At 55.9% G+C, this 17,653-nt stretch carries 16 protein-coding genes; 4 read left to right on the top strand and 12 right to left on the bottom strand.

Translation table 11 applies throughout. The features are described from left to right. Window positions 1-70: 70 nt before the first annotated feature. The 3 genes from nadR to serB form a co-directional block, all read right to left on the bottom strand. Window positions 71-1,297, bottom strand: a complete 1,227-nt coding sequence (nadR, locus tag NNN71_RS13100) for a multifunctional transcriptional regulator/nicotinamide-nucleotide adenylyltransferase/ribosylnicotinamide kinase NadR (protein ID WP_163449610.1) — start codon at window positions 1,295-1,297, stop codon at window positions 71-73. A gap of 118 nt (window positions 1,298-1,415) precedes the next feature. Then, the gene (radA, locus tag NNN71_RS13095; protein WP_163449611.1) at window positions 1,416-2,798 is read right to left on the bottom strand and encodes a DNA repair protein RadA; all 1,383 of its coding nucleotides are present in this window, start codon (window positions 2,796-2,798) and stop codon (window positions 1,416-1,418) included. 10 nt (window positions 2,799-2,808) lie between these two features. Continuing rightward, window positions 2,809-3,780 carry a phosphoserine phosphatase gene (gene serB, locus NNN71_RS13090; protein ID WP_163449612.1) on the bottom strand — a complete coding sequence of 324 codons (972 nt, stop codon included), beginning with the start codon at window positions 3,778-3,780 and terminating at the stop codon, window positions 2,809-2,811. Window positions 3,781-3,884: 104 nt separating this feature from the next. Between serB and NNN71_RS13085 the strand changes: the two genes are divergently transcribed. After that, on the top strand, window positions 3,885-4,517 hold the full coding sequence (locus NNN71_RS13085; protein WP_167576924.1) for a YtjB family periplasmic protein: 633 nt from the start codon (window positions 3,885-3,887) through the stop codon (window positions 4,515-4,517). An 18-nt stretch (window positions 4,518-4,535) separates the two neighbouring features. Then, on the top strand, window positions 4,536-5,552 hold the full coding sequence (gene lplA / locus NNN71_RS13080; protein ID WP_271458645.1) for a lipoate--protein ligase LplA: 1,017 nt from the start codon (window positions 4,536-4,538) through the stop codon (window positions 5,550-5,552). Between the two features lie 4 nt (window positions 5,553-5,556). Here lplA and yjjJ read toward each other — a convergent pair whose 3' ends face one another. The 5 genes from yjjJ to deoC form a co-directional block, all read right to left on the bottom strand. Continuing rightward, window positions 5,557-6,885, bottom strand: coding sequence for a type II toxin-antitoxin system HipA family toxin YjjJ (yjjJ, locus tag NNN71_RS13075; protein WP_271458644.1), 1,329 nt, complete (start codon window positions 6,883-6,885; stop codon window positions 5,557-5,559). 178 nt (window positions 6,886-7,063) lie between these two features. Then, window positions 7,064-7,783, bottom strand: coding sequence for a purine-nucleoside phosphorylase (gene deoD / locus NNN71_RS13070; RefSeq protein WP_000224865.1), 720 nt, complete (start codon window positions 7,781-7,783; stop codon window positions 7,064-7,066). Between the two features lie 58 nt (window positions 7,784-7,841). Further along, the gene (gene deoB, locus NNN71_RS13065) at window positions 7,842-9,065 is read right to left on the bottom strand and encodes a phosphopentomutase (RefSeq protein WP_163449615.1); all 1,224 of its coding nucleotides are present in this window, start codon (window positions 9,063-9,065) and stop codon (window positions 7,842-7,844) included. 52 nt (window positions 9,066-9,117) lie between these two features. Continuing rightward, window positions 9,118-10,440 (bottom strand): thymidine phosphorylase, encoded by a 1,323-nt coding sequence (gene deoA / locus NNN71_RS13060; protein WP_271458643.1) that lies wholly within the window; start codon window positions 10,438-10,440, stop codon window positions 9,118-9,120. 178 nt (window positions 10,441-10,618) lie between these two features. Then, window positions 10,619-11,398, bottom strand: a complete 780-nt coding sequence (gene deoC, locus NNN71_RS13055; RefSeq protein WP_064547166.1) for a deoxyribose-phosphate aldolase — start codon at window positions 11,396-11,398, stop codon at window positions 10,619-10,621. Between the two features lie 258 nt (window positions 11,399-11,656). Here deoC and NNN71_RS13050 point away from each other — a divergent pair, with 258 nt between their 5' ends. Both NNN71_RS13050 and NNN71_RS13045 read left to right on the top strand, forming a co-directional pair. Beyond that, window positions 11,657-13,207, top strand: coding sequence for a YjjI family glycine radical enzyme (locus NNN71_RS13050; protein ID WP_167576932.1), 1,551 nt, complete (start codon window positions 11,657-11,659; stop codon window positions 13,205-13,207). Beyond that, entirely contained in the window at window positions 13,179-14,042 is an 864-nt protein-coding gene (locus NNN71_RS13045) for a YjjW family glycine radical enzyme activase (RefSeq protein ID WP_271458642.1), read from the top strand. The genes NNN71_RS13050 and NNN71_RS13045 overlap by 29 nt, the downstream gene beginning before the upstream one ends. Here NNN71_RS13045 and NNN71_RS13040 read toward each other — a convergent pair. The 4 genes from NNN71_RS13040 to NNN71_RS13025 form a co-directional block, all read right to left on the bottom strand. Continuing rightward, window positions 14,037-15,314, bottom strand: a complete 1,278-nt coding sequence (locus tag NNN71_RS13040; protein WP_163448808.1) for a NupC/NupG family nucleoside CNT transporter — start codon at window positions 15,312-15,314, stop codon at window positions 14,037-14,039. The two genes, NNN71_RS13045 and NNN71_RS13040, sit on opposite strands and share 6 nt — an antisense overlap. Window positions 15,315-15,461: 147 nt before the next feature. Further along, window positions 15,462-16,241, bottom strand: a complete 780-nt coding sequence (locus NNN71_RS13035) for a metal-dependent hydrolase (protein WP_271458641.1) — start codon at window positions 16,239-16,241, stop codon at window positions 15,462-15,464. Next, complete coding sequence (locus tag NNN71_RS13030; protein ID WP_271458640.1) at window positions 16,238-17,299, bottom strand: patatin-like phospholipase family protein; 1,062 nt, start codon at window positions 17,297-17,299, stop codon at window positions 16,238-16,240. Before NNN71_RS13030 ends, NNN71_RS13035 begins: the two co-directional genes overlap by 4 nt. Window positions 17,300-17,420: 121 nt before the next feature. After that, window positions 17,421-17,582, bottom strand: a complete 162-nt coding sequence (locus NNN71_RS13025; RefSeq protein WP_064547200.1) for a DUF1328 domain-containing protein — start codon at window positions 17,580-17,582, stop codon at window positions 17,421-17,423. Window positions 17,583-17,653 lie beyond the last annotated feature (71 nt).

The following is a 17,653-nucleotide window of genomic DNA, read 5'->3' as shown; positions in this document are numbered from 1 at the left end:
ATATTGACAGTAGCAAGGTCTCATTCAATATATATAATGGGGTTTCTCATCTGAAAAACCCCAATAACGGTCAATCTCCCATCAACTCCCTGACCAACTCCACACACCGCAAAAACCGCGAGTCATAGTCCGCTTCCTCAACGTGCACAAACGCAATATTGTTCTTCTCAAGCAGCGATACCAGCAGCGTCTGAAACTCTTTGCGGTCTACCGAACTCCCCAGACTGCGCAGCCCATCAGCCACCCACGGCGTGTTGTTCTCCAGAAGAATAACCAGATCAAAGCGATACTCATCAATCAGCGCCTGTACAAATGGATGTTCACGTCCTTCATACTTTTTACAGAAGGCCTGAGTGCTGACAAAGTCAGTATCAATAAACGCCACCTTGTTAGCGTACTTCACCGCAAAGTCGATATACTGCGCATGACCGAGCGCGATTTTGTCGTAGTCGGAATATTGCAACGCCATCTCATCGCCGCCGAGATGAGAAAAAACGTAGTCACGGCCATATTCCCACGCACTGGTGGTGTTGAAGATATTCGCCAGCTTGTTGACCAGCGTCGATTTGCCGCTGGACTCACCGCCGAGAATCGCCACCGTACGCACGAAGAACGGCTTCACTTCCGTAGGGATGTAATCCCAGTAGCGGAACGGGTTCTCACGGATCTGCGCGCCGCTGATATTCATAAACGTCCGTTTCGGGTCCACCAGCACCGTTTCAATCCCCAGATGTTCGAGGTATTGCGGCGCATCGGACTCTTCAGAAGTGTAGATCCAGTTTGGCTGAATCCCCTTCTCCTCCATAAAGGTTTTCATCCCCGCGCTCCATACGTCCCAGCCGTGGGGATATGGCTCCATGCCTTCTTCGTTAAAAGCATGAATGCGAATGTTCTTCTGGTATTTAAAGGTCTGGAGCAGCCAACGCAGACGATCAGGCACCGTAGGTTGTTGCGACATCGCGCTATCTTCAAACAGCGCGCGATCGCGCGTGTCGTCGTAACCCATGATGATATGCAGCTCATCCACTTGGCTACAGGCGCGCTGAATCAAATAAATATGTCCCGTATGCAGGGGATAGAATTTACCGAAGACCACGCCGATATTTTTTTGCTGACGAGGAAACTCAAGGCCAAGAAAACGATGTAGCGCCTCCAGCTTTTGCGCGCTGGGGCTTTTAATTTTGGCATTGAGAAGCTGGCTTAAATAGCCCTTGGTCATGCCGCTTGCGTCTGCAACCTGCTGCAACGTGCAGCCTTTTTGACGAATTGCGGTTTTGAGATAGTCGAACGACGACACAAGAGCCTCCTGCTGAATTGGGGTAAACCATCTACCCATTATACAAAAAACCCGGATGTACTCACGGTACTATCCGGGGAAAGAGAGCGGCGTCGCAGTACGACGCCAGAGTCAGACATTATAAATCGTCAAAGACGTTCAGCGCATCGGAGAGTTTTTTCACGCCAAATACCTTCATCCCCTCCGGGACTTTTTTCGGCACGTTGGCGGCCGGAACGATTGCCCGACGGAAACCATGCTTCGCAGCTTCTGAAATACGCTCCTGCCCGCTTGGTACGGGACGAATTTCACCGGCCAGCCCGACTTCGCCAAACACCACCAGATCCTGCGGCAGCGGTCGATCGCGCAGGCTGGAGACCATCGCCAGCAGCAGCGCAAGATCGGCGCTGGTTTCAGTCACCTTCACGCCGCCCACCACGTTAACAAACACGTCCTGGTCGGCCATCTGTAGGCCACCGTGGCGGTGCAGAACGGCGAGCAGAATCGCCAGACGGTTTTGCTCCAGACCAACGGCGACGCGTCGCGGGTTGCCCATCATCGAATGATCGACCAGCGCCTGAATCTCGACCAACAGCGGGCGGGTACCTTCCCACACCACCATCACCGAGCTGCCGGAAGTGACCTCATCACCGCGGCTGAGGAAGATGGCGGACGGGTTACTCACCTCGCGCAGCCCCTGTTCGGTCATGGCGAACACGCCCAGTTCATTCACCGCGCCAAAGCGGTTTTTATGGCTGCGCAGCGTACGGAAACGCGAGTCGGCATCACCGTCAAGCAGCACCGAACAGTCGATGCAGTGTTCAAGCACCTTCGGGCCCGCCAGCGAGCCGTCTTTAGTGACGTGCCCCACCATGACGATGGCGACACCGCGCGTTTTAGCAAAGCGCGTCAGATAGGCAGCGGTTTCACGCACCTGGGCGACGCTTCCCGGCGACGACTGAATATCCGCCATGTGCATCACCTGGATGGAGTCGATCACCATCAGCTTCGGCTGCTCTTCTTCCGCAATCTGGCAAATCTGCTCGATACTGGTTTCCGAGAGCATATTCAGGTTCGCCGTCGGCAGGCCGAGACGATGCGCGCGCATCGCCACCTGCTGCAACGACTCTTCGCCGGTGACGTACAGGGTTTTCATCTGCTCTGCCAGCTTGCACAGGGTTTGCAGCAGCAGGGTCGATTTCCCCGCCCCCGGGTTACCACCAATCAGAATGGCGCTGCCGGGTACCACACCGCCACCCAGCACGCGGTCAAACTCTTTAAAGCCGGTCGAGAAGCGCGGTAGCTCTTCCAGGCTGATTTCCGACAGCTTCTGCACCTTGGCCACGCCAGCATTACCGGCATAGCCGCTCAGGCGCTCATTACGCGCGACCGTGGGAGAAGCCGCTACGCGCACCTCGGTGATGGTATTCCACGCATGACAGGCGCTGCATTGCCCCTGCCAGCGCGGGTAGTCCGCACCGCACTCATTACAAACAAATGCGCGTTTAGGAGCTTTCGCCACGTTAACCTCTTTATTTCTGATTCATGCTGCCGGAGAGGATGCAGAACACCCCCATCAAATCGGCATGACGGATAGTCACTTCCGTCTGTTCATTCACTTTGGGTTTGGCATGATACGCAATCCCCAGACCGGCTTTTTTGATCATCGGCAGGTCATTGGCGCCGTCGCCGATAGCCACGGTCTGCGCATGCGGAATTTCATATTTTTCAGCCAGCTGCAGCAGCGTTTTCGCTTTATACTGCGCGTCGACGATATCGCCAACCACTTCGCCGGTCAGTTTGCCATCGCGAATGCCCAGCTCGTTAGCCACCGCGGCGGTGAGGCGCAGCTTGTCGCGCAGATACTCGGCAAAGAAGGTGAAGCCGCCGGAGGCGATCGCCACCTTCCAGCCCAGCGTTTCTAGCTTCAGCACCAGTTGAGTCAGCCCCGGCATCAGCGGCAGCGTTTCGCGCACCTGACGCAGGATATCGGCATCCGCATCTTTCAACGTCGCCACACGCTGGCGCAGGCTGGCGCTGAAGTCCAGCTCGCCGCGCATCGCGCGTTCGGTGACTTCCGACACCAGCTCGCCGGTGCCGGCCAGTTTAGCGATTTCATCAATGCACTCAATCTGAATGGCCGTGGAGTCCATGTCCATCACCAACAGGCCCGGCGTGCGCAGATGCGGGATTTTCCCCAGCGGCGCGACATCCAGCCCGGCATCATGCGCCAGTCGCGTCGCGCGTGGCGTTAACGATCCGGCCAGACGAATCACCTGATAGTCTTCCACGCACCAGGCTGCCACAATGACCATCGCCGCGCCCAGCTTGCGCTGGTAGGTTGTCAGACGCGCTTTATCCAGGCCGCGGCCATACAGCAGCCAGCCGCTACGGCCAGCGTGGTAATCCAGCGGCATCACTTCATCACCGCTGAGCGAAAGCGGCAACCCAGGCCACAAGGAGACATCTTCAGGCAGGTCGCACCAGGTCAAACTGTTTGGCATTACAGCTCCAATCTTCTTTATTAAGCCCAGGAAAATAACGCATGAGGCTACCTTGTAACCAGCGCTTCTGGCAACATTAAGCTGCAAATTTTCAAAGGTGGAATATGGTTCGCGCAAAACTGAAATTTCGACTGCATCGCACGGTGATTGTTCTTATCTGTCTGGCGCTGCTCGTCGCGCTGATGCAGGGGGCATCCTGGTTCAGTCAGCAAAGCCAGAAACAACGTAATCCTCAGCTGGAAGATCTGGCGAGGACGCTGGCGTATCAGGTGTCGCTCAATCTGGCACCGATGATGAAAACGGAAACGCCGGACGAGAAAAAAATCGGCCAGTTGCTGAAACAACTTACCGTGAAAAGCCGAATCCTCGACGCGGGCGTCTATGATGAGCAGGGCGACCTTATCGCGCGCGCCGGCGAACAGGTTGAGCTACGCGACCGTCTGGCGCTGGACGGCAAAAAGGCCGGGAGCTACTTCAACCAGCAGATTGTTGAACCTATTCAGGGAAAAAATGGCCCGCTCGGCTATCTGCGTCTGACGCTCGATACGCACACCATCGCCACCGAATCCAATCAGGTGGATAACACCACCAATATTTTACGCTTGATGCTGCTGCTGTCGCTGGCCATTGGCGTGGTACTGGCACGCACGCTGCTGCGCGGCAAACGTACTCGCTGGCAGCAATCACCGTTCCTGCTCACCGCCAACAAGCCCGTACAGGACGAAGATAAAGATTAATCAGAAAAGGAAATCGCTATGACAACGCTGCGCCTGCTGCTTTCTGACTCTCACGATCCGTGGTTCAACCTCGCCGTCGAGGAGTGTATTTTTCGCCAGATGCCCGCCACCCAGCGGGTGCTATTCCTGTGGCGCAACGCGGACACGGTCGTTATCGGTCGCGCGCAGAACCCATGGAAAGAGTGCAATACCCGACGTATGGAAGAAGATAACGTCCGCCTGGCGCGTCGCAGCAGCGGCGGCGGCGCGGTGTTCCACGACCTTGGCAACACCTGCTTTACCTTTATGGCGGGTAAACCGGAGTACGACAAGACCATCTCTACCGCTATCGTGCTGGAGGCACTGAATTCACTTGGCATTACGGCTGAAGCCTCCGGGCGAAACGATCTGATCGTTAAAACGGATGAAGGCGATCGTAAAGTCTCCGGCTCAGCCTACCGGGAAACGAAAGATCGTGGTTTCCACCACGGCACGCTGCTGCTGAATGCCGATCTCAGCCGACTGGCCAATTATCTGAATCCAGACAAGAAAAAGCTCCAGGCAAAGGGGATTACCTCCGTGCGTGGGCGCGTAGCGAACCTGGTTGAACTGCTGCCGGATATTACCCACCAGCAAATTTGCGAAGCCGTAACCGAAGCGTTTTTCCGCCACTACGGTGAGCGCGTCGAAGCAGAAATTATCTCGCCGGATAACGTGCCAGACCTGCCCAACTTCGCCGAAACCTTTGCCCGACAAAGCAGTTGGGAGTGGAATTTTGGCCAGGCGCCGGCGTTCAGCCATCTGCTGGATGAACGTTTTACCTGGGGTGGCGTCGAGCTACATTTCGACGTTGAGAAAGGCGTGATTACCCGCACTCAGGTGTTTACCGATAGCCTGAATCCGGCGCCGCTTGAGGCACTGGGCGAGCGTTTACAGGGCTGCCAGTATCGAGTGGATGTATTGGAGCAGGCCTGCGAATCTTTAATTGCTGAATTCCCGGCTCAGAAAGGTGAGCTGCGAGAACTGGCTGCATGGATGGCTCAAGCTGTACGCTAAGCGTCTACGCCAGCCGCCCGATGGTCTGCGCGGCTAACTTCAATTTACCCACCATCGCGCGGGCAATCTCCTGAAAGCCCGCGCTGATGCGTCTATCATCAGCGACCAGCAGCCAAAAGCGCTCGGCCAACGGCAAGGCAAATTCCCACGCTTTCTTATCGATTGTTGCCTCCACACGGATGTCGACAGGCGCGTAGCGCAACATGCCCGATGCCGCCGGAGCGTAAGCCATCGGCAACATATCATAGACAGGCGCGAGCGCCATCGGGGCATCGGAGTAATAAAACGAGAGGTTACCCGCATGCATATCGCTGTTGGCGATAAGCCGACCAAACGCCCAAATTTTCTCAATTTGCTGATGGGCAACAGCATCTATAATGCCCTGCCCGGCAAGCCGATGCGTGACCACCGGCCAGATGCCTGGCGAAGATGCATACTCGCCTTGCAATGCCTCCAGGGAAACAATTTGCCGACGACCACGTATCCCGGTGCAGTCGAAGCGAATGCTTTCCAGAAAGACCTGTTCTCCCTCGCTGCAAATCGCCGTGGCTGAACTGGCGTCAATGTTGGCGGAAGAAAGCACGGCTAATGCGATGGACTCGGCAATCAAGAGATCGCTCCAGCGTTCAGAAACGGCGTTCCTTTCACGCGTGCTGAATTTCACCAGCACGTGCTGATTGCCCCATTTTGTTTCTGCAAAACAGGCAAATTTAGGCTGCTCACCACCGGCTGAAGAGCCGATGACCTCACCTGCGAGCGCATCTTCCGCCAGTTGTTGATAGCGGTTGAGTTTTTCGGCCTGCGTAATTGCCGTCGCATCCGGCGCGGTCACCCAACGCTGGTAATTTTCCTCACCCACGATCCAGCCGCCCGCATTCTCACCCTGATACGCCCGCAGCGCATACAGGACTTCATCCTCTTGCCACAACCGGATGTCATCAGGCAGATGCGCATACCCAGCCACGGCCCTTCCCCAGGCTCGCCCAAGGAATCCCTGTGGCCGAAGATCGGTCAGATACCATGGCAGGCTGTCAAACCATTGCCATTCACCGGTATCAAGCGCAACCAGGCAACTCCCCTGAGGCCAACACGGATAAAGAACGCCAAACTTAGCGGCCTGCCCTTGTGCATTGACCTGCCAGAGGGGAAAGGCCGCAACGCCGCGAACAGGCCGAACAAGCGCGTAGCGCGTTGCACGGGCTTTACCAAACTGGATGACGTCCTGATGCGCGGAAACCAGACGAGAGAACGTTGCCTGACTAATGGCCAGCGATGATCTTAATTCAGCGGCGGAACTCGGCCCCTGTAGGAGCAAATCGGTTAATGCGCTCATAGATGAATAGATTAATGAATAGATACTTGAATGGATTTAAGGACACAGACCTTTGATTGTCAATACAAACAAAGAGAGAGCGAGAGGAAATATGAATAGATTATCGGAAGAGATTTGATATAACGCTGACATTACCCGGACCAGGCCTTGACGCACCTCGTCCGGGTCGATTTACTGCTTACTCCTGGTCGCCCAGCAGCACAGATTCCAGCGCGATTTTGATCATGTCGTTGAAGGTCGTCTGACGTTCAGCGGCAGTGGTCTGCTCGTGGGTACGGATGTGGTCGGACACGGTGCAGATGGTCAGCGCTTTCGCACCAAACTCAGCCGCAACGCCGTAGATGCCCGCCGCTTCCATTTCCACGCCCAGTACGCCGTATTTTTCCATCACGTCGAACATTTCGCCGTCCGGAGAATAGAACAGGTCTGCGGAGAACAGGTTGCCTACGCGCGCGTCTACGCCCAGCGCTTTTGCCGCGTCAACCGCGTTACGGACCATGTCGAAGTCAGCGATAGCCGCGAAGTCATGATCTTTGAAACGAATACGGTTCACCTTGGAGTCGGTGCAAGCACCCATACCGATCACCACGTCACGCAGTTTGACGTCCATGCGCACCGCGCCACAGGAACCTACGCGAATGATTTTCTTCACGCCGAAATCGGTGATCAGCTCTTTGGTGTAGATGGAGCAGGACGGGATACCCATGCCGTGGCCCATCACGGAGATCTTACGGCCTTTGTAAGTACCGGTGAAACCTAACATACCGCGAACATTGTTCACTTCACGGACATCTTCGAGGAAAGTCTCAGCAATGTGCTTCGCGCGCAGCGGGTCGCCCGGCATCAGCACGACATCAGCGAAATCGCCCATTTCAGCGTTAATATGTGGGGTAGCCATCGTAATATCCTTTATTTTTTAAATAGACGAAGGGCGGGAAATCCTCCCGCCCAAATACTCACAGCATGTTTTTGCCGTATTCCATTGGCGACGTACCAAAGTAAGTCGCCAGCGTCTGGCCAATATCCGCGAAGGTTTCACGGTGGCCCAGCGAGCCCGGTTTTACTTTCGGGCCGTAGATCAGCACCGGAATGTGCTCACGGGTATGGTCAGTACCGGTCCAGCTCGGGTCGCAGCCGTGGTCAGCGGTCAGGATCAGAATGTCATCTTCCCCCACCAGCTCCATCAGCTCTGGCAGACGGCGGTCGAACAGTTCCAGGCCTGCGGCATAGCCCGCGATGTCGCGACGGTGGCCCCAGGACGAGTCGAAGTCGACGAAGTTGGTGAAAACAATGGTCTCATCGCCCGCTTCTTTCATCTCTTTGATGGTCGCGTCGAACAGCGCGTCCAGACCGGTGGCTTTCACTTTCTTAGTGATGCCACAGTTAGCGTAAATGTCCGCAATCTTACCGACGGAAACCACGTGGCCGTTTTTCTCGTCCACCAGTTTCTGCAACACGGTCGGCGCTGGCGGTTCAACGGCCAGGTCGTGACGGTTGCCGGTACGCTGGAAGTTACCCGCTTTGTCGCCGATAAACGGACGCGCGATAACGCGGCCAATGTTGTAGCCGCCTTCGGTCAGCTCTTCACGCGCGATTTCACACAGCTCGTAGAGTTTATCCAGGCCAAAGGTCTCTTCGTGACAGGCGATCTGGAACACGGAGTCAGCGGAGGTGTAGAAAATCGGCTTGCCGGTTTTCATATGCTCTTCGCCGAGCTGGTCCAGAATGACCGTACCGGAAGAGTGGCAGTTGCCGAGGTAGCCCGGCAGATTGGCACGCTTAACCAGTTTATCCAGCAGTTCTTGTGGGAAGCTGTTTTCGTGGTCGCTGAAATAGCCCCAGTCGAACAGTACCGGCACGCCGGCAATTTCCCAGTGGCCTGACGGCGTATCTTTACCGGAGGAGAGCTCATGCGCCCAAGCGTATGCGCCCACCACTTCCGCGTTGCCGTCCATTCCGGCAGCAATTTTACCCGTTGAGCCTTCATGGGCTTTCACCAGGCCCAGACGGGTCAGGTTAGGCAGCGTCAGCGGGCCTTTACGACCGTGGTCAGCCTCACCTTTGGCGCAGGCTTCGGCAATGTGGCCCATGGTATCCGCGCCAACGTCGCCAAAGCGGTCAGCGTCTTCCGTTGCACCAATCCCAAAGGAGTCCAGCACCATAATAAATGCACGTTTCATCTTGTTCTCCATACATCTTGCGCTGCAAAAAAGCGATCAGATCAGTATATCGCTATTCGGTAATACGACGATAGACTGTCGGTGTAATTTCTGGGGCTTTATCGTCCAGTTTAATTGCCGCTTTGACGGCTTTCGCCGCTTCCTGCCAGCTTGATTCATCTTTCGCATGAATCACCGCCAGCGGGCGCTGCCCGTCGATGCTGTCGCCCAGACGAGCCATGTCGGTAAAGCCAACGCTGTAGTCAATGGTGTCAGACGCCTGACGACGGCCGCCGCCCATAGAAACCACCGCCATACCCAGCGCGCGGGTGTCCATCGCGCTGACGAAACCTTCAGTATCAGCATAGACAGCTTTGCTCAGCATCGCCGTTGGCAGATATTTCGCATAGTTTTCAACGAAGTCGGTCGGGCCTTTCTGCGCCGCAACCATCCGGCCAAAGATCTCCGCTGCTTTACCGTTATCCAGTACCGCCTGCAGTTTGGCACGCGCTTCGGCGTCGTCTTTCGCCAGCTTGCCGGAGATCAGCATCTCCACGCACAGCGCCATCGTGACGTCGAACAGACGCGGGTTGCGATATTCACCTGTCAGGAACTGCACGGCCTCACGTACTTCCACCGCATTACCCGCACTGGAGGCCAGCACCTGATTCATGTCAGTCAGCAGCGCCGTGGTTTTGACGCCTGCGCCATTGGAAACGCCGACAATGGCTTCCGCCAGCGCAGCAGAGAGTTCGTAGGTCGGCATAAACGCACCGCTGCCGACTTTCACATCCATCACCAGCGCGTCCAGACCTTCCGCCAGTTTTTTGGCGAGGATGGAAGCGGTGATCAGCGGGATGGAGTCCACCGTCGCGGTAATGTCGCGGGTGGCGTAAAAACGTTTGTCCGCCGGTGCGAGCGAGCTGGTCTGCCCAATAATCGCCACACCCACGTCTTTAATAATTTCACGGAAACGGTTGTCGTCCGGGAAGATGTCGAAGCCCGGAATGGCTTCCAGTTTGTCGAGCGTGCCGCCGGTATGGCCGAGGCCGCGACCGGAGATCATCGGAATATAGCCACCGCAGGCCGCTACCATCGGGCCAAGCATCAGCGAAGTGACGTCGCCGACGCCTCCGGTAGAGTGCTTGTCGACAATCGGGCCGTTGAGGTTGAGGCTCTTCCAGTCCAGGACGGTGCCTGAATCTCGCATCGCCATGGTCAGCGAGACACGCTCCGGCATGCTCATATCATGGAAGAAAATGGTCATCGCCAGCGCGGCAATCTGCCCTTCAGAGATGGTGTTGTCGCGAATGCCGTTGATAAAGAAACGAATTTCTTCATCACTCAGCGCCAGGCCATCACGTTTTTTGCGAATAATTTCTTGAGCGAGAAACAAGGTACCCTCCTTTGGAGTTAATAGCGAGGCTGCGGGGATGCCCCCTCACCCTAGCCCTCTCCCCCGTGGGGAGAGGGAACCGTATGACATCGTTTGTCTGTCATGACGTTACCCGGTTTTCTCCCTCGCCCTTCCAGGGAGAGGGGCGGGTGAGGGTACACCCGTCGAACATGCAAACTTAGTAGCTGCTTGCGCTCTTACCGTCGCCGTGGCCCAGCGCCTTCAGCAGGCTAGCCAGCAGAGAAGAAGCGCCGAAGCGGTAGTGACGGGAGTCAGCCCAGTCCGCGCCAAACAGTTCGTCCGCGATAGACAGGAACAGCTGCGCGTCTTCTGCGGTACGCACGCCGCCAGCAGGCTTGAAGCCCACGGTTTTCTGTACGCCCATATCACGGATCACTTCCATCATGATGCGTGCGCTTTCTGGGGTCGCGTTCACCGGCACTTTACCGGTAGAGGTTTTGATGAAATCAGCGCCGGCTTTGATAGAGATTTCAGACGCTTTACGAATCAGCGCTTCTTCTTTCAGTTCACCGGTTTCGATGATCACTTTCAGCAGCACGTTAGCCGCCGCACAGGCGTCTTTACAGGCTTTGACCAGATCAAAACCAACCTGCTCGTTCCCGGCGATCAACGCGCGGTACGGGAAGACCACGTCAACTTCGTCAGCGCCATAGGCAATCGCCGCGCGGGTTTCCGCCAGAGCAATATCAATATCGTCATTGCCGTGCGGGAAGTTAGTCACGGTGGCAATACGGATGTCAGGCGTTCCCTGCTCTTTCAGCGTTTTACGCGCGATCGGGATGAAACGCGGATAGATGCAGACAGCGGCGGTGTTGCCCACCGGCGTTTTCGCCTGATGGCAGAGGGCGATCACTTTCGCATCGGTGTCATCTTCGTTCAGGGTGGTTAAGTCCATCAGTTGCAGTGCACGCAGGCTGCTTGCCTTTAAATCAGTCATTTTGCTCTCCAACGGCGTATTGCCGTTTAAATCGTTACCTTGCGGGTCTGTGATTATTGTAACACCGCCCCGCGCTCACACTTCGACTTTCATCACACTTAGTGAAAGCTTCGTACAAATTTGCATAACAACAACGAGATCTTAATCAAACTTTGCCACCAAAGATGAGCCATAAAGCACCACTTCAACGGCTCGGATCAAAAGATGCCTTCTTCGTTTCTCATACACTTCGCGCATCGCTCGTCTGAGGAACTCAACATGTCTACTTCGCCAGAATCATCACTGCTGCAACACTGCCAGCAAATTGTGACAAGCTCCGTGTTATCCCCGGAACAAAAACGCCATTTCCTGGCATTAGAAGCCGAGAATGCCCTGCCCTATCCTGAGCTATCAGAGCAGGCGCAAGCCGCGCTGAGCGAGGGCGTTATCTGCGATATGTTCGAAGGACACGCCCCCTACAAACCGCGCTATGTCCTGCCGGACTACGAACGTTTTCTCGCCAACGGCTCCGCATGGCTGGAGCTGGAAGGTGCGCAGGATCTGGACGACGCCCTGTCGCTGCTAACCATCCTGTATCACCATGTTCCTTCTGTGACGGCGATGCCGGTGTATCTCGGCCATCTTGATGCGTTGCTGTCACCATATGTTAGAATTCTAACACAAGATGAAATCGATGTTCGAATAAAACGTTTCTGGCGCTATCTCGATCGCACGCTGCCCGATGCCTTCACACACGTAAACATTGGCCCGCACGATACGCCGATTACGCGCGCCATTTTACGTGCTGATGCTGAATTAAAGCAGGTTGCGCCTAATCTAACCTTTATCTACGATCCGCAAATTACACCTGACGATCTGCTGTTACAGGTGGCACAAAATATTTGCGAGTGCAGTAAACCACATATCGCGAACGGCCCGGTAAATGATAAAATATTCACAAAAGGCCAATATGGCATCGTGAGCTGTTACAACTCTCTGCCGATCGCCGGCGGCGGCAGCACCCTGGTTCGCATGAATCTGCAGCAGGTTGCCCAACGCAGCGACTCGATTGACGATTTCTTCAGCCGCGTCCTGCCACACTACTGCCAGCTGCAAATCGATATCATTGATGCCCGCTGTCGCTTCCTCTACGAGCAATCTCACTTCTTTGAGAATAGCTTCCTGGTGAGCGAAGGGCTGATAAGCCCGGACCGTTTTGTACCGATGTTCGGGATCTACTCGCTGGCGGAAGCGGTCAACATCCTGTGTGAACGCAACGGCATTGCCGGGCGCTACGGTAAAGATGAGCAGGCCAATACGCTGGCTTATCGCATCAGCGCGGCGCTGGCCGAGTTCGTCGCCCAAACGCCGGTGCAGTACGGCTGGCAGCAGCGCGCGCTGCTACACGCACAGTCTGGCATCAGCTCCGACACCGGTACCACGCCGGGCGCGCGTCTGCCTTACGGCGATGAACCGGACCCGATTAGCCATCTGCTGGCCGTCGCACCGCACCATGCTTTCTACGCCGCGGGCATTAGCGACATTCTGACCCTCGATGAAACCGTGAAACGTAACCCGCAGGCGGTGATGCAACTGTGCCTTGGCGCGTTCAAGGCGGGGATGCGTGAATTCAGTGCTAACGTCAGCGGTAACGATCTGGTGCGCGTCACCGGCTATATGGTGCGCCTGTCCGATCTGGAAAAATACCGCGCGGAAGGCTCACGTACCAATACTACCTGGCTCGGTGAAGAAGCCGCGCGTAATACCCGTATTCTGGAACGTCAACCTCGTGTCGTGAGCCATGAACAGCAGATGCGCTTTAGTCAGTAAGATTATCCCGTTCTCCTGCGTCGACGGGCCGGGCAGCCGCCTGGCCCTGTTCCTGCAGGGCTGCAACCTCCGCTGTAAGAACTGCCACAATCCGTGGACTATGGGGCGCTGCAACGATTGCGGCGAATGCGTGCCGCAGTGTCCGCATCAGGCGCTCAGCCTTGAGGCTGGTCGCGTGGTGTGGCAACCCGACGTCTGCCAGCAGTGCGATACCTGCCTGCACCTGTGCCCGCAGCAGGCAACGCCGATGGCGCAGTCGATGAGCGTTGAGCAGGTGATTGAGCACATCAGCAAGGTGGCGCCGTTTATTGAAGGCATTACCGTCAGCGGCGGCGAAGCCACCACTCAACTGCCGTTTGTCTGCGAGCTGTTCACTCGCCTGAAGGCCACACCGGCGCTTAAGCATCTGACCTGTCTGGTCGACAGCAATGGTGAATTGCCCATCGGCGGCTGGGAAAAGCTGCGTCCGGTGTGTGACGGCGTGATGGTCGATTTAAAAGCCTGGGACAATGCCTGTCATCTCGCGCTGACCGGCAGAAGCAACGTGCGGATAAAGCAAAGCATTCAATGGCTGGCTGAACACGACATGCTGGCTGAACTGCGATTGTTAGTCATTCCCGACCAAACGGATTATCTACAGGAGGCGGAGGCGCTGAGCGGATTTATCGGCGGGCTGGGTGAGGTGACTATTCGTCTGAACGCTTTTCATGCACATGGCGTTTATGGTGAAGCCAGAACATGGCGTAGCGCCGGGCCTCAGGATATCGAAGCCTTAAGCCAGGCGCTACGTGCCGGAGGAATAACGCAAATTATCCCTCCGGCGCTGTACTTATAGGGCGAGGAACACGCCGGCAATGGTGGCGCTCATCAGGTTGGAGAGCGTCCCGGCGGCCACCGCCTTCAGGCCCAACTGGGCAATATCCTGACGGCGCTTCGGCGCCATGCTGCCCAGGCCGCCAATCAGAATGGCAATAGACGAGAGGTTAGCAAACCCACACAGCGCGAAAGAGATAATCGCTTTGGTGTGGTTTGAAATGACCTGTAGCCCTGCTGCCGCCACTTCTGCATCCGCCTTCAGGTATTCGCCGAAGTTCATGTAGGCCACAAATTCGTTAATCACCAGCTTCTGGCCGATAAACGAGCCTGCTACCGTCGCTTCACTCCACGGTACCCCAATAACCCACGCCAGCGGCGAGAACACCCAGCCCAGGATCAGCTGCAACGACAGTTCCGGGTAGTTGAACCAGCCGCCCACGCCAGAGAGGATACCGTTCAGCAACGCAATCAGCGCGATAAACGCCAGCAGCATTGCGCCCACGTTCAGCGCCAGCTGCATCCCGGATGCCGCGCCCGATGCCGCGGCGTCCAGCACGTTAGTTGGAGCATCCGGATCTTTCGAATTCTGCTCCAGCGTAGGGGAATCCTGCGGCGTTTCGGTTTCCGGAACCATAATCTTAGCGAACAGCAGGCCACCCGGCGCCGCCATAAACGATGCGGCAATCAGATATTCCAACGGCACGCCCATCTGCGCGTAACCCGCCAGCACGGAACCGGCTACTGATGCCAGACCGCCGCACATTACGGCAAACAGCTCAGAACGCGTCATCGTGGCAATGTACGGACGGACAACCAGCGGCGCTTCCGTCTGGCCAACGAAGATGTTCGCAGTCGCAGAAAGTGATTCGGTACGCGACGTTTTGAGCACCTTGCGCAGGCCGCCCCCGAGAATACGGATGACAAACTGCATAATGCCGAGGTAATACAACACGGCAATCAGCGAGGAGAAGAAGACGATGACCGGCAGCACGCGCAGCGCAAAGACGAAACCACCGCCGCCAAAGACTTCAAACATCTTGTCGGATACCAGACCGCCGAACAGGAAGCCGATCCCTTCGTTGCCGTAAGCGATAACGTTAGCCACGCCTTCCGACATCGCCAACAGCACCTTACGCCCGGCAGGCACATAGAGGATTAATGCACCGATGCCCACCTGCAAAAGCCAGGCTCCCAGCACGGTGCGAAGATTGATTGCTTTACGATTACTCGATAGAAGTAAGGCAATGGCGAGCAGCACCACCATGCCGATAAGTCCCATGAGGATTTGCATACAGAGTCCCTGTGTATTGAAAAATATAAAGATTACGGCAAACCAGCGAGGCCGATTATAACGTTCCGCAATTATATTTTTCGTTTAATGTCACAGGTTTTTCGCAATAGCGGAGAGTTAATACTCAATAACGAGACCTAAGTCACCCTACAAGCCCAAAAAGAGCGCACAGGTATTCTCGTAAAGGGTATGAGCTATCTGTTGCGGTGATTCCGGGCGCAGCGCACACAGATGCGTAAACACCTCGGCAATGCGCTCAGGGCGATTAGGCTGCCCTTGATAGCCATTGAGCGGCATATCCGGCGCATCGGTTTCCAGCACCAGCGCCGAAAGCGGCAACCGGGCCATCACGTCACGCGTCTTACTGGCGCGCGGATACGAAATCGTGCCGCCGACGCCAATTTTATAGCCTAACTGCACAAACCGCTCAGCCTGTTGCAGACTACCGGAAAAACCATGCACCACCCCTGTTCTCGGCAGGTTGTGCCGCTTCAGATGCAGCGCCAGCTTGTCGTGCGTGCGTCGCGAATGAAGGATTACCGGCAGATCGTAATGTTTGGCTAGCCGCAGCTGTGCGTCCAGCAGGTACTGCTGGCGTTCAAACTGCGGGTTTTCGCGGTAGAGATCGAGACCAATTTCTCCCACCGCAACCAATTTGGGGGGCTTACGGGAGAGTTCCACTTCCAGTTGCGCCAGGCTCTCATCGCTATGGCGTTCCACAACAATGGGATGCAGGCCAATCGCGGCATACAAAGAAGGAAAGCGTTCGGCTAACGCCAGCACACGAGTGAAATTGTCAGCCTCGGTTGCCGGGATCACTATCTTGCTAATACCAGCTGCCGCCGCGCGTTGAAGACTGGCCTCTTCATCGCCGGTAAACGGTGGAAAATCAAAATGGCAATGGGTATCAATGAAGCTGCTGTTCAAGCCAGATCCTCATTATTGAAGAGAGTGTCATTGATGGGCGATACGTCGGACATCGCCGCCGTAGGAATATCGTTTGCGACCGGTAGCGTAGGAATAGACCTCACGACGGGTGAAATATGACGTGCTAACGGCGGTTTTTCCGCCAACAGCTTCCCGATAGTCGCCAGAAAATAGCGACCGCACAAACGCCCTGTTTTGTAATCCTGCCGCAGGGCGGGAATGCGGCTGCCAAGCGCCATACTCAGCAACGGTTTCGGCGGATAGATTTCAAAAATACGCAGATTACCCGGGGGGTTCTCGATAAATTTCTGGATTTCGGAATAGCTGGTTTCATGGTGTTGCACCAGATTCAGCAGCGGCTGCAGGCTACTCTCCCCCAGCCAGCGTTCCATTCGTTTAAACCACTGCGGCGTATAGTACATCTGAGATGGCACGGTGCGGATCACCACCAGCGTCTTCGCCCCCTGCTTTGCTGCTTCGCGCACCGGGATCGCATCGCTCACGCCGCCATCAAAGTAACTAATCCCATCCAGCGCCACGCCGGGGCGATAGAAGCCCGGAATCGCGCTGGACGCCCGAATAATATCGAGCCAGTTGTGCCGGTTGGGTGAAAAATAGCTCGGCGTATAGTCATCACTGCGACAGGCACAGATATAAAAGGATTTTCCCCGTTCAAACAGGCGTTCGGCGGTGTCCATTGCCAGCGGCATTTGCCCAGCGGTTGAGCCGACCAGCCAATCCAGGTCAATAAGGTTGCCGCCGCGGACAAAACGAACCGGGTCGAAAAACTCCCGCCGGGTGGTGTAACGCATGATGACTTTACGCCCGTATCCCGGCTGGTTACACAGATAGGCAGAAATATTCTGCGCCCCCGCCGAGCTGCCATAGTAGAGATCGAAGGGGTTGAACTGTGCCCGCATAAACTCATCAAGCACCCCTGCGGTGAAGATACCACGTTGCCCTCCCCCCTCGCAGACCAGCGCCATGCGACCAGGAGTGAAACGCCTCAGCGATAATGGCGCAATATTGCCAAGCGTGACGGGTATACGCTGCCCCACCTCTACCTACCTGTTTTTTAGTTCTCAGACTAACAAAGTAGCCTAAATTCGCGTCGGCTAAAACTAATAAAGCCAGTCCGCTGGACTGGCTTTGATTTCATGCTATTTCGTACGCGATGCTCTAGGGCCGTTTACGCCCGGTAAACAGGCTCACCAGGAAGATGATAATCCCCACAACAAACACGATTTTCGCTGCCCATGCAGCGGTACCTGCCAGTCCACCAAATCCTAATGCGGCGGCAATTAACGCGATAACCAGAAATATAATGCCCCAACGAAACATAAGCTTCTCCTTTACCATAGTTAATGTCGCCCGCTTGCTATGAGCGTCCAGGCCACCCATCGGCACTTTTT

It is taken from the genome of Kluyvera sp. Awk 3 (assembly GCF_028069715.1).
GTDB classification, from domain to species: Bacteria; Pseudomonadota; Gammaproteobacteria; order Enterobacterales; family Enterobacteriaceae; genus Kluyvera; species Kluyvera georgiana_A.
The sequence above is the reverse complement of the archived record's forward strand: the minus strand, read 5'-3'. Positions and strand labels throughout refer to the sequence as shown.